The organism is Pseudomonas sp. C2B4 (genome assembly GCF_013359695.1).
In the GTDB taxonomy this organism is placed as follows: domain Bacteria; phylum Pseudomonadota; class Gammaproteobacteria; order Pseudomonadales; family Pseudomonadaceae; genus Aquipseudomonas.
Genome location: NZ_JABFMU010000008.1, coordinates 89,039 through 101,337, shown reverse-complemented (window position 1 = coordinate 101,337; position 12,299 = coordinate 89,039). Strand labels below are relative to the sequence as shown.

The window sequence follows — 12,299 nt, the reverse complement described above, 5'->3', positions numbered from 1 at the left end:
GCTGATTACAATTTCATTGCCAACGACATCGCCTTAAGCACCTGGTCGGGGCTCAACCCGGCCTGTTTTATGGCTTTACCGAGTGCAGCGTTTGCAGTGATCAATCCCGCATTGAGTCCCGATATCGCTGCTTGCAGCGAAGCCACTTTGGCTTTCACCTCCTCGGGGCGCAAGCGGTGATCGGCCATGACCGCCTGCATTTTGGCCATCTTCTCAGCGATCTGCTGCTGCAGTTTGCGGATCATTTTCAGAATCTGCTGGATGTCCTTCGGCAAACCACTTTCTTCGATATCACGATCTTTACCGCTGGAACCGGTCGCTTTCTGGATGCCAGCGCCTGACAGAGACACTTTGATACCTTCTGGCGCCGCAGGGAGTATCAACCCGGACGGCGTGGCATTGGCCTCGCCCCCTGCCGCTTTGGTGGGTTTCAACGTCGAAGCCAACCCACCGTTACCTGAGGTGAGTGTGTCTATGGTGGACATTCAGGGCACTCCTTGCTTTTGATCAGATGCCGGGTTATCGGCAATCAGAGCGAGACGTGAACGGGTATGGACAAAATCAGTTTGTCCCTGGAAAGCCTTGCTCCTGTTTCCAGGGCGACCGATCACTTTTCCGCAAGCAATAAAAAACCCCGTAGACGTTAATCTACGGGGTTGTTTATTAGTGGAGGCCGAGGTCGGAATCGAACCGGCGTAGGCGGATTTGCAATCCGCTAACAAAATTAAGTAGATCAGCACGTTAGCACAGGTCACGTTCCGCAAGCCTCTGATTTTGAAAGGCCTAAAACCCGCGATTTTCAAGAGCCTTTTTTTTGGATGCGGAACGCTTTTTAGGCACCACCAAGAGCTCTCTCGATCCTCCCGCCAAGAAATTCAGGTGCTTTAGACAGCGCTTGGAATGATGATTAGTTTTTGCCATTCTACGTGATGGCCTTTAGCCGCAACCCCTACGACAAGGACTGCAATGACCTACATCACTCGCATCTGCCATAACAACTCCAATTGGCAGTACCCAACAGGGAGTGCAACCGAGTCCCCCGATACCTTTTACTCCCAACACAGCTATGGCCATGAAGAGTGGTTGTTTCGATTCGAATGGCAAATAGGCGGATGGCAGTATGGTTTTCTTCAGGGCGTGAACAGAGGCTGGGAATCACGAATTGCACGCGGGGAACGGGTTGGGGATGTCGTGCTTTACACCATTGCGCCTGAAGGTCGGCGCTTCGTGGCCCGTATCCGTCATGTTGAGTTCTTGGATGCTGCTCAGGGCACTGCTGCTCTGGATCACTACAAGCGGCTTGGTTGGTATGACCGCATGCTCGAGGAAATAGACAACGTTGACGGGGATAGAAGTGGCCTGGGGAACGGCGAATGGGCCCCTTACGTACTGAACGTACGCTTTCGTCCGGAAGATGTTGAATGGTACCCACCAGCCACCTACGCGACGGCAGCGGACCCCGTGCAGCACTACAACCGCTACCAGCTCATTGACCTTACCGACAAGGAATGGTTGCCCAAAACGATCAACGCCCGCCCTGGCAGAAAAGGGCACGACCTTCCGCCAATTCAAGACAGCTACTTCAGGAGTGGTGGATCAGGACAGGAGTGTTCGCCAGAGCATGGGATGATACAAGCAGCCCTGCATGAGGAGCTAAAGATTGAATTTCCGGGCGCGAAGATCGTCTTCGAAGAGAATTTTGTAGATGTCACCGTAACAACTGATCTAGAGAAAATACTCTTCGAGATAAAGTCAGACTTTTCTACCCGTAGAGTCTTGAGATTGGCGATTGGTCAGCTGCTCGAGTATGCGTACTACTGGGATGATCCATCGGAAAAAGCCGTTAGGCTAGTAGCCGTGGGACGGACTGCGCTGAGCGCTGAAGATGAGCGATATCTCAAATACCTCACGGAAAAATTCAATATTCCACTTGAGTATCGTCAGGTCATGCTTCCGTCTGAGGTATAGGAGTAACGGTAAATTGATGCTGATTTTGTAATTTCTACTACTGTCCAATGATGGATTGGAAATAGTTATCCACCGCAGGCCCGGCCGGCTTGACCCGCGCTGCTTTATCTCATTGTCGATGTAGCAATTTTTAAGCAAGCGTTCACACAGGCCTGTCACGAGCACTGACCATTCGCCTGCGTCGGGCTTGAGCAGCAGGCTTTGTGATCATGGCCAACAGAGAACGGCCAACGGTTAACTTTCAGAACCTTGCTACGAAATCACTGAAAAATAAGCTTCAATAGCAAATAATCGAATGCTGGGGGCGCAATGAATGGCAGTTACTAAAGGGCAAGGAAATCCAGATTGGACGCGTGAGGAGGTGATACTTGCACTTGATCTTTACCATGCCTTCGACGGAAAAATTCCAGGGTCTACTGACGAGAGAATTTGTGAGCTTTCTAGAACACTAAGAGCATTCCCCCATCACAGCGATGCGGCCCGCGAAGAGTCTTTTAGAAATCCAGCTGGCGTGGCTTTCAAACTGCAAAATCTCCGAAGCGTTTCAACCGGTAGAGGTCTTTCGAATACTGCAAAGATTGACCGTGAAATATGGAAAGAGCTTGGCACCGATCCAATACGCACTCATGAATTGGCCAAAATTATTCGCTACAGCACGGAAGCTGTCGTTGATCTAGTGTCGGATGACGTTGAAGAAGAATTCGCCGAAGGCAAGTCAGCGACTAGGGTTCATGTTGAGCGAGAACGAAGCTCCAAGGTACGAAAGGAAGTAATTGCTAAGCGTCTCAGGTTAGGTAGCCTGGAATGCGACCTTTGTGGTGAAGCTGGACACAATGTTGAGCCAAACCTCAGGAATTCTATGTTTGAGTGCCACCACGTTCTTCCGCTCAGCATGATCGGCGAAACAAAAACCAAGGTAAAGGACATGGCATTACTGTGTGCAAGCTGTCATCGCTTGCTTCATCGTGCAATCGCAATGAAAAAACAATGGCTTTCGATTGGGGAAGCCAAGAAGCAGCTCTTCATCTAACTTTCCGCAATGGGTCCAGGCTGCGTGAAAACGCATACACCGTTTTTCAGCCTGCGCTGGCCTGTAAAATCTGACAGCCATTAATTAATTGGTCAGCCAGACCTGCACACTGCGGAGGAGCGCGACTTCCGTTGCGGCTTTGACTGTCCAACCTGCTCCAGAACGCTTTCACACAGCCTAAGTCGGTTGCTGCCCATCAAGACAGGCATCAAGCGGACCAGAGCTTGTGAAACAGGTCATGCATAGCTCGCAATTGCAAGCTGCGCTTGATTTTTCAATGGCGGCTGAACGCAACCCCAGAACCATGCAGCCGTCCGCCCTTTGCACCAGCACCGAATTTGATCGCCTGATAGAATGCCGCATGGACCGCATTTCCATAGAAGAGCGGAGCAGACAAATGTCGCTCGTCCGCTCCAAGGACACCAAACCAGAGCTATTCGTACGGAAACTGTTGTTTTCCATGAAGTTTCGTTATCGGCTTCATGCTAAGGACCTTCCCGGCAAACCTGACTTGGTGTTCCGTTCGCAGAAAAAAGCGATTTTCGTCCATGGCTGCTTTTGGCATCGACACGCCGGCTGCAGCAAAGCGACGACGCCATCGAGCAGAACCGAATACTGGTTGCCGAAGTTTGCTAGGACCCTGGAGCGCGACCAGGAGAACTTGGAGAAGCTTCATACGATGGGTTGGCAAGCCCTCGTCGTGTGGGAGTGCGAGCTGAAAAATATGGACGCTCTTGCCGCTAGGCTAAGGGCGTTTCTGAATGATTGAAAAGGCCCGAAGCCTTCTTGGGATGAGACTGCATTAAATGAAATACACGCTTGCCGAGTTCTTTTGTGGTTGCGGGGGCACCTCTCGCGGCTTTACCCGCTCGGGTCGATTCAATGTTGTGCTGGGCAACGACGTGAAGGCCGAGGCGCTCAGAACCTTCGCCTACAATCACCGAAATGACGATGTTCCTCCCGTCACCATTCGCGAAGACATTCGCACGCTGGAGATTTCGCAGATCCATGACGCCATGAAGGAGCGCGGAGTTCAGCCAGGTGATTTGGACTGCATGATTGGCGGCCCGCCTTGCCAAGGCTTCTCCCAAATGCGGCGAGTCGAGCATCGAGAAAAAGGAAAAATCGTTAAATTCAGCGGGTACAGCAAACTAGCCCATGACCCGCGCAATGACCTCGTCTTGCGTTACCTGGAAGTTGCCGAAGCGCTGCGCCCAAAGTTTCTGGTCATTGAAAACGTTCCGCAAATGCTGAACCACGGCTTTGAAGGCAGACTTGGTAAGCTCTCCGAAATTGTCATTGAAATGCTGGAAAAAGACCTTGGCTACAAGGTGGAAGTCGCCGTACTGAATGCTGCCGACTATGGCGTTCCCCAGTTGCGCGAGCGCGCCATTTTTATCGCCAGCTCAATTGGCGCCGCATCTCTCCCCCCCGCGACACACGCCGACCCTTCCAAACCGCATTTACTGGCACACGGCCGATTGCCATGGGTAACTGTGGGCGATGCTATCCGCGATCTGCCTTCTCCCTCTGACAAAACAGATGAGATCGGTGGCATGGGGCTGGATCTGTACACTGGCCCTCCGAGCGCATATGCCGCGGCCATGCGTACTTCGTCTTCCTTTCCCTACAACCACGTCACCCGCTCCTACAAGCAGGCGATACTGGATATCATCAGGGAAATGCGCCCTGGCCAGACTTGGGACGCCGAGAGCAAACGCATGCGCGCCGACTATGAAGTCGCCATTGCGAAACTCGCGAGTGAACATGGGATTTCCAGCGACGTTGCTCGTGACCTGCTAGAAAAGTCCGGCCAGCTTAACCCCGTCTTCTACAAGGATTACTACTGGAGCGCCTACACTCGCTTAGCGTGGGATGCTCCGGCTCTGACCATTACGGCCAACGCAAACTTCCTTGGCTCCGGCCGCTTTTCTCATCCGGAAGCGCTTCGCGGCATAACCATGCGCGAAGCTGCCAGACTTCAATCCTTCGATGACGACTTCCGCTTCATCACTTCCGACAACGAGCACCTAGACAGCGCTCGCATGGGAGTTGGGATGGACATGATCGGCGAGGCTGTCCCGCCCGGGCTAGCGCAAGCCATCGCAAAACACCTGGCAACTCAACTCGACGCGCACCGAGCGGGACTTCGACAGCAAGCACAAGAAAAAGTCGTCAACGCCTAAAAACAAAAGGGTCCTCAATGCCTCTTACCAATGACCAAGTTACAGAGCTGGCGCGCGAAGCCGTAAAAAAAATGTTCGCCGAACAAGGTCCCGACTTCAAGTTTCCCGCTGATGTGATTTGGCAAAATACGCCACCAGGCATTCAAATCCCAAGCACTGCTCGCCCACATCAGCCGAAGCGACTGATGAAGGAGGGGCTGCTGGAAAAAACCGGCGCTATGGCTAAAGCCCTGTCTGAAGCGCGAAACGGGAGCTCGACAGCGGAGTATCGCTTCGGTCCCAGCCTTGTAAGCCGTACGACCCCAGCCACGCCGCTTCCGCTGGCCAATTCGACTCGGGCCAGCGATTTGCTGATTCGTCTCCAATCGAAGATCGAGTCGGAAGGCTTTACATTTTCGGTTGCGGATTTCGCCAACTTTTACCTGGCGATGATGGTGAGTCCATTGGTGATCCTGTCCGGCATCTCCGGCACAGGCAAAAGCCTGCTGCCACGAAAATTCGCCAAACACGCGGGATCCGAGTTCAAACTAGTCCCGGTTCAGCCGCAATGGTCCGACAACAGCGATTTATTCGGTTATGTGCCAACGCTTTCTCCCTCCGAGTTCATTGAGGGAGCCCTCATCGCCAGCTTGGTAAAAGCCAAAGAAAATCCCTCAACCCTTACCATTACGCTGCTTGACGAGATGAACCTTGCGCCGGTTGAGCATTACTTCAGCGACTTCCTCAGCATTGCGGAGACTCGACGTCGGGACGGCGGGTCAATCGTCACAGACCCATTACCGATAGAACTGCCAAAGATCCCGACAGAGCCGTTAAACAAATACAGCCACCTGGAAAATCTCGGCTTACCCCATAACTTACGCGTTATTGGGACCGCCAACATGGATGAGACGACCCACTCATTCAGCCCCAAGGTGCTTGACCGCGCGTTCACCATTGAATTCGACGATCCTGACTTAACTTCCTTCGCAAACTTCACTGCGACTGCCGAAGAGGATTTTTCGAAGCTTGCGGATCTGATCGTTGACGCCAAAAACCCCATCTCCATTCAGGAAGCCTATCAGGACAGTCAAGCACTGTTTGACGAGGTGGCCGGTCTACTCCAGGAAATTCAGAACATTCTCTCTCCGACCGGGATTAGATTCGGCTATCGCACTCGCGACGCCGTGCTGCTGTACTTGCATTTTTGGAAGCAGCTCGGCTTGGAGGACATTGTGAGCGCCAATGCCGCGCTGGACTTCTGCCTGCTTCAGAAAGTCCTGCCAAAAATTTCTGGCAGTGGCGACCAGCTGGCAAATGCGCTGTCGACGCTTACAGAATGGCTCAAGCTCGAGCGGACGGAGGATGGCGACGGCGAGCCTTGCACTTTCCTTGGGCCATTCACTCGGAGCCAAGAAAAAGTCGAGCGCATGGCCAGCCTCCTTGATGTTGACGGTGCGACTCATTACTGGGGAACTTGATGCCGCTACTTCTAGAAGCAGAAGGCTTGGGCTGGAAACTGGAAATAGTTGGCAAGCTTCCAGACCTTCCGCCCTTCATCGCGGTGATGCCGCAATTTTCCGTTGCAGTAACTGGTGCGCTCTGTCGTTTGCTTACGCTGGAGCGCGCGTCCCAGCAACTGGTGTCCACAGCCTCAGGTCAATTAATTGAGCCGCTGTTCTTCGAGCAAATCGCCTACGACATCCATCTTGAAAAGTCATCGGATGTAAGTGTTGCGCTACCTCCAGGCGCAGAGGCTCGTCGAGTTCGACCGAACGCTGAACATCACGTCATCAATTTCCGAAACAACGTCGGTTTTGCCGACATCCGCATAGAGGCGCCAGACGGTGCTGTCACCCTGCGCCTAGAAGTGTTTTCTCGGAAGATTGACTACCGAACCGACTACCTCTTGATGCGTGAGGACGTCTCCAAGACTCTTCGCAATTTAGCAATGACGGCCAACGCCAAGAGCTACAGCCTCGCGGCCCCAGATCGAAGCCACCGACCTACGCTTGTGGAGTGGTTTGCCTTGCTTAAGGGTCACTTTGAAGAGTTCATCAAGTTGACTAATGCGGTGGCTAGAAAGCCGCATAGCGGCCTGACCCGCAAATCAGTCAAGAAAAAAACGGAACAAGCGCGCAAGCTCTCCCGTCAGGCGATCTCACGGGCATTGCGCCGGGAGAACGGGGGGGCCGAAATTCCACGTCTGAATGTCGCACTTCCGCGGAAGATTGATGAAGAGGTGACGGCCACCACCTTCGATACGCCGGAAAATCGCTACTATAAAGGGCTGTTGAAAGCGACTTATCGAAATGTGCGCGCCCTGTCTCGCGTTCGTCAAACTGGGGACGAGGATGCCGAAAAAGATTCGGAGATGCGCTTCTTTGATTCTATTCGCGTCGAACTAAAAACGATGGAGCGCCGTTTGGAGGCCGCATTGAAGGCACCATTCCTTGCGGCCGTCGGCGAGGCGACGCTGTTACAACCCAGCTCAATGGTCTTCCACAAACACCCGGTGTATTCGCGCATTGACAAAATAGCCAGACTATTAAATAGCGGGCTTTCATTTACCGGCAATATAGTTCCAATCGGAGTAAAAGACACGGCACTGCTTTACGAGTACTGGTGCTTTTTGAAAATTGTCGAACTGCTGTGTGAGCGATTTGATTTAGAGGAACAAACTGTCGTCAAAGTAAATCGTTTCAGAACTACAATCACGCTGGCCAAGGGCGTCACCGCTGCAATGCGATTCTTACATCGCCCGACAAATCAAAAAATTCATGTTATCTACAATCGAATGTTTGGCAGACTGCCGACGATCGCGCAAAAACCCGACAATGTAATTCAAATCGCGAGCGATAAACGCTTTTATATATTTGACGCAAAATACCGCATTCAATTCGACAGAGAATACGTCAACCAGTACGGCGGTCCAGGCCCTACTGTAGAAGACATTAACACCATGCACCGATATCGGGATGCCATTGCCATCCCGCATCCGGTGCGCCCCAACGACTACATAACAGGCATCGTACAAGGCGCTGTCGTGCTGTTTCCACTACCAGATGAAGCGGCCTATCAATCGCACAAGTTTTATAAAAGCATTCCTCAAGTAGAAATTGGCGGACTTCCATTTTTACCACAATCGACCGCCCTGATGAAATCTAAGCTTAATGAAATTATTGACTCTGAGCTTCTACAAAACGTTCAATAACCTTTCACCAGCCATGCAGTAGAAAGCAACAAATTGCCGGACGTACCGCCACACCAATTTATCAAAGATAATTATCAACCAAACAATTAACTCAGACGATTACTTTGCTCAACAAGCCCGAAATGAGGACGATTTTATCTACCCTCTAAAAACCAAATATTGGAAAAACGGCCCCTTTCATGGCCCCCTTTCGAGCCCCAATGCTATGTTACAATCGCCGCGAGCAACGCCGGCCATGCAACTGTTAAAAAATCTTTTATAACTGGATAAGCCCACGGAAAATTCTCTCGAATAACTTTGAGATTTTCACCCCATTTATGAGTATCTTCCGGTTTCACAAGGGCTTCTTTCATTAACTGCTGAAGACACGCTTGAACCATCGCCAAATCATCGGCGTTACACTTTTGATTATTTGCAATTACCAGAAGCTCCTGGCATACGCGAGAGTATTCACTTTCAACAAGAGACTCCTTGGATATCGAAGCATTCCCAGAAGTTTGTACGGAGTCCCCTTGACTTATCGTACCAATAGCAGATGTGCCAGATGACACATTGATCGTGATTGATTTACTCATGACATCTCACCTCAACTTTGATTAATTCGCCGTCCCCGAAATAGTATTTTTCGAACCCTGAACTAGAGACCCGAAGGATGTTTTTCCGCCACTCACATTGATATTGAGCACATTTCCTTTTTGTTGCTTTAGGTCGGATGTATCGATTCCAAACGATTCAAGGACCTCCACGAGCGCTTCAAAGGCCAAAAAATTAATTTCTCGTGTACGATTGAGTATATCAATCTCATTAAAAAAACTGTTATCTATTGAAGTCAATCCATTAGATGGGTTCCATAGACGCCTTAAGTATGGAAAAAAGCGCACAGAAATGGTAAATGGCGAGAAGGCGCAGCGCCAAAAAACTTTGTTCGGATCTATAGGACCCCGAATCAAAACCCACCACCGCACTGCTTGTATATCGCCATTTCTGGTCAAACTACACACTAAAGAAAATTTCGTCCGCCGAGCTGACTCTGGTGCTGCTGAAATCAAAAAACCTCTACATTCAGGTAGCTTTAATTCATCATCAATATCTTGAAATACAATATCCCTGAGCCTAGAACAGCCAAGCTTTTCTGACAAAGAATCGTTCAAAACCACTTGAAACATCTCAAGTACATTTTCACCAGATAAAAACACATGATGGAAGCTCCCAATTGGCGCACCAATACTTTCCAACGCTCCGCCACGAAAAAAACCACCAGCTGATTTACGCCCCTTTTTAACGACCTTACAATAACAACCATCATTACAAACATACAAGACGCCATATAAGCTATAAAAATATATACCTCCCTCATTTGATACTCTTGCGTATAGTTAAACCCGGCCAAAAGAATAATCCCATAAAAAATCATAAAATATAAAACATTGTTATACTTAAACTTCATATCACCTCCGAACACCTCGCCCGACAAACTCGTTAAAAACCTGGCTTCTGGCAGACTTTTTGCCTCCCACACCACGCTTAATCCACACAAACAAAGCTAGAAACTACTGAACTTATAAACTTTTGCTCACAAAGCGTGGAGTGACTATTACGCCACAGTTAATGCTAGACGTTGTTTGTATTTTTTCCATGACTATGCTGAACGAAAGCTAACGTACCACCTAACATCGCGATATTATGCACTAATCAAAAGTCTTGGCTGGATTTGCAGGGACGATCTGCAGAGACAGCACCCGAGGTGGATGTTGATGCAACCTCTCTGATCGCTCTTTTTACTTCGATATTGAAATTTCTTTTATGTAGGTCTGACAGGCTGCCAGGGCGATCAGTCCTTTGTCACCGGCAGCGGTGATACCGATAATTCGTTGAGCATGCGCTGGATCAAGTTGGGCACGCGTTCCTCCATGAACCACGCCGCCGGCGCCGGGATCGGCTGACATTGAACAGTTACCGGCTGAACCTTCGACGAAGAGGACTGACAACCGCAGATCAGCAGTGGCAAGACGATCACGCAGGCGCGCTTGATTGGTTTGAGCATCGCTCAGCTCCTTGTAGTGGGTTTGGTCGCTGATCGACAGGCGCTGCTCCAAGGCCAGGCGGGCTGCCTGATCGCTGCGCACCTGAGCGGCGGCCGCGTTGCTGATGACGTTCAGATCGGCCTGGTACAAGCCGGCCTGTTCGGCCAGTTGCTGGCCATAGCGCCAATCCTGTACCCGCCAGGCGCTGCCGGCGGACACCAGCACCAACACCAGTAAGCCCGCCAGTTTCCACGCCGGGCGAATCACACCAGCACCTTCAACGCCTGTGCATACAACGCCTTGCGCTCAGCCGCGCCATTCTGCCCGCCGTTAATTCGACGGGTGATCTTGTCGAAGTCACCGGCGTCGGCCAGGGTGTTCAGCCCCCTGCTCGCCCAAAACCACGCTGCCGACAAGCAAGCGTATTGCGGCTGCTCGAGCAACTCCGGCTGGCTCACCAGGTCAATGCCTAGCGCTTCGCCGCACGCGGCGTAGTTGGCCCAGCCGGTAATCTGAATCAGGCCACGTCCGCGGTACTTGAAGGCGTCGCCGGGCGCAGTATTGCCAAGATCCGCCCGGCCTTCGTACTTGGCTTGGGTCGGGGTCGGTCCCCAGATCTCGCGCACGTAGCGCAGCTGGCCAGACTCATGGCCGACCTGCGCAATGAACGCAGCTACGCGCATTCTGCTGACGATCTGGTAGCGCTGCAGGGCAGTGTTAAGCACAGGAACAAAAACGCCGGCTTTGGTGCCGGCGTTCGGGAGGATCAGCAGCAGTTGCTGCACAGTGATCGACATAGAGGATTCTCCAGGGGGGGGGGGGCCACTTCGGCCGTCAGGGTTTGAGATTCACGACCTTGAGCTGTTGCTGGGCTTTTTTCTTTTTGCCTTTGGCGGTGGCCTTGCCTTTCTTGCCGCCGTTGCACTCGACCGCGGTGGTCCAGCCGGACGGAGTAAACGACTGCTCGACCGAATCCACCAGGTACTCGCCATCCAGGCCGACCTTGAAGCCTTGGGCGGTGATGGTGATTTCGGCGAACAGGTCGATTCGGCCACGCATTTCGAGGCGCACGCCGGCGGTGCTGCGGTTGAATGCGGCCAAGCGGGCCTTGGCCGCCTGTTCGGCGGCGGATTTGTTCGGATAGATGTGCCGGTCGGTGTGCACCGGTGGCAGACCATTCGGGGCGTCGTCGTTATCCAACTCGACGACCTGCAGCGCGCCGGTTTTCTTGTCCTGAGACTTGGTGCGCACCGCCTTGTGCGTGGACTTATCGCCGAGGCGGAACTGGTAGCGGCTGACATCCTGTCGCCCGATCGTGACCGCCGGCAGGGCTTTGCCGCTCGCGCTCTGCCCGGCCTGGCGCGGCAGCACCAGTAACTTGCCTTCGCCGACCTTGGCCGTGCAGTCGTACTGCCTGGCCAGCCGGGTGATGAAGTGGAAGTCCGATTCGTTGAACTGGTCGATGCGCGGCACCTTGGTGGTCACCGAACACGCCGGCTCCCAGCCATTGCGCGCCGCCACATCGCTGACGACCTGTTGCAGGGACACGTTCTCCCAACTGCCACTGCGCGTGGTCTTGCCACTGCCGCGCATGTCACTGGCCTTGCCGCGAATCACCAGAGTGTCCGGCGGTCCCGACAACTCGACCTCGTCGACCGCATAACGCCCCTGCCGGGTCAGGGGTTGGCCGACATAGCCCAGGTAAAGCTCGATGTGCGCCCCGCGGCTGGGCAAGGCGACGGCCTGATCACGGTCATCGATGCGCAACTCGAACTCGTCCGACTCCATGCCGGGTTTATCCGAGGTGCGCAGCATCAACAGCCGGTCGTTGATCAGAGCGGTGATGTCCTTGCCGTCCGCCACAAGGCGAAAAGTGGGTTGCATGGTCCAGGCTCCAG

Annotated in this window: 12 protein-coding genes; 6 read left to right on the top strand and 6 right to left on the bottom strand. The window is 52.5% G+C overall.

The features are described from left to right. Positions 1–5: 5 nt before the first annotated feature. Positions 6–485 (bottom strand): hypothetical protein, encoded by a 480-nt coding sequence (locus tag HNQ83_RS08860; RefSeq protein ID WP_175388610.1) that lies wholly within the window; start codon positions 483–485, stop codon positions 6–8. Positions 486–966: 481 nt separating this feature from the next. On the opposite strand from HNQ83_RS08860, the gene HNQ83_RS08855 reads away from it, so the two are divergent. From HNQ83_RS08855 to HNQ83_RS08830, 6 genes are all read left to right on the top strand, one after another. Continuing rightward, positions 967–1,968 (top strand): hypothetical protein, encoded by a 1,002-nt coding sequence (locus tag HNQ83_RS08855; protein WP_175388609.1) that lies wholly within the window; start codon positions 967–969, stop codon positions 1,966–1,968. 313 nt (positions 1,969–2,281) lie between these two features. Beyond that, positions 2,282–2,998: an HNH endonuclease gene (locus HNQ83_RS08850; protein WP_175388608.1), complete on the top strand. Its 717-nt coding sequence runs from the start codon at positions 2,282–2,284 to the stop codon at positions 2,996–2,998. Between the two features lie 226 nt (positions 2,999–3,224). Beyond that, positions 3,225–3,767, top strand: a complete 543-nt coding sequence (locus HNQ83_RS08845; RefSeq protein ID WP_372241884.1) for a very short patch repair endonuclease — start codon at positions 3,225–3,227, stop codon at positions 3,765–3,767. 37 nt (positions 3,768–3,804) lie between these two features. Beyond that, the gene (locus HNQ83_RS08840) at positions 3,805–5,184 is read left to right on the top strand and encodes a DNA cytosine methyltransferase (protein ID WP_175388607.1); all 1,380 of its coding nucleotides are present in this window, start codon (positions 3,805–3,807) and stop codon (positions 5,182–5,184) included. Between the two features lie 17 nt (positions 5,185–5,201). Continuing rightward, positions 5,202–6,644 (top strand): McrB family protein, encoded by a 1,443-nt coding sequence (locus tag HNQ83_RS08835; protein WP_175388606.1) that lies wholly within the window; start codon positions 5,202–5,204, stop codon positions 6,642–6,644. Further along, positions 6,644–8,377: a DUF2357 domain-containing protein gene (locus HNQ83_RS08830; protein ID WP_175388605.1), complete on the top strand. Its 1,734-nt coding sequence runs from the start codon at positions 6,644–6,646 to the stop codon at positions 8,375–8,377. Before HNQ83_RS08835 ends, HNQ83_RS08830 begins: the two co-directional genes overlap by 1 nt. A gap of 203 nt (positions 8,378–8,580) precedes the next feature. Here HNQ83_RS08830 and HNQ83_RS08825 read toward each other — a convergent pair whose 3' ends face one another. The 5 genes from HNQ83_RS08825 to HNQ83_RS08805 form a co-directional block, all read right to left on the bottom strand. Next, on the bottom strand, positions 8,581–8,952 hold the full coding sequence (locus HNQ83_RS08825) for a hypothetical protein (protein ID WP_175388604.1): 372 nt from the start codon (positions 8,950–8,952) through the stop codon (positions 8,581–8,583). Positions 8,953–8,973: 21 nt separating this feature from the next. Then, entirely contained in the window at positions 8,974–9,612 is a 639-nt protein-coding gene (locus tag HNQ83_RS08820; protein ID WP_175388603.1) for a hypothetical protein, read from the bottom strand. Between the two features lie 543 nt (positions 9,613–10,155). After that, entirely contained in the window at positions 10,156–10,632 is a 477-nt protein-coding gene (locus HNQ83_RS08815; protein ID WP_372241883.1) for a lysis protein, read from the bottom strand. A 32-nt stretch (positions 10,633–10,664) separates the two neighbouring features. Beyond that, positions 10,665–11,198 carry a glycoside hydrolase family 19 protein gene (locus HNQ83_RS08810; protein ID WP_175388602.1) on the bottom strand — a complete coding sequence of 178 codons (534 nt, stop codon included), beginning with the start codon at positions 11,196–11,198 and terminating at the stop codon, positions 10,665–10,667. Positions 11,199–11,235: 37 nt separating this feature from the next. Further along, positions 11,236–12,285 (bottom strand): phage late control D family protein, encoded by a 1,050-nt coding sequence (locus HNQ83_RS08805; RefSeq protein WP_175388601.1) that lies wholly within the window; start codon positions 12,283–12,285, stop codon positions 11,236–11,238. Between the last annotated feature and the right edge of the window lie 14 nt (positions 12,286–12,299).

What these genes read in the sequence shown, in the direction of transcription:
- HNQ83_RS08860 (WP_175388610.1), bottom strand. Translation starts at nt 485, where the DNA reads ATGTCCACCATAGACACACTCACCTCAGGTAACGGTGGGTTGGCTTCG.
- HNQ83_RS08855 (WP_175388609.1), top strand. Translation starts at nt 967, where the DNA reads ATGACCTACATCACTCGCATCTGCCATAACAACTCCAATTGGCAGTAC.
- HNQ83_RS08850 (WP_175388608.1), top strand. Translation starts at nt 2,282, where the DNA reads ATGGCAGTTACTAAAGGGCAAGGAAATCCAGATTGGACGCGTGAGGAG.
- HNQ83_RS08840 (WP_175388607.1), top strand. Translation starts at nt 3,805, where the DNA reads ATGAAATACACGCTTGCCGAGTTCTTTTGTGGTTGCGGGGGCACCTCT.
- HNQ83_RS08835 (WP_175388606.1), top strand. Translation starts at nt 5,202, where the DNA reads ATGCCTCTTACCAATGACCAAGTTACAGAGCTGGCGCGCGAAGCCGTA.
- HNQ83_RS08830 (WP_175388605.1), top strand. Translation starts at nt 6,644, where the DNA reads ATGCCGCTACTTCTAGAAGCAGAAGGCTTGGGCTGGAAACTGGAAATA.
- HNQ83_RS08825 (WP_175388604.1), bottom strand. Translation starts at nt 8,952, where the DNA reads ATGAGTAAATCAATCACGATCAATGTGTCATCTGGCACATCTGCTATT.
- HNQ83_RS08810 (WP_175388602.1), bottom strand. Translation starts at nt 11,198, where the DNA reads ATGTCGATCACTGTGCAGCAACTGCTGCTGATCCTCCCGAACGCCGGC.
- HNQ83_RS08805 (WP_175388601.1), bottom strand. Translation starts at nt 12,285, where the DNA reads ATGCAACCCACTTTTCGCCTTGTGGCGGACGGCAAGGACATCACCGCT.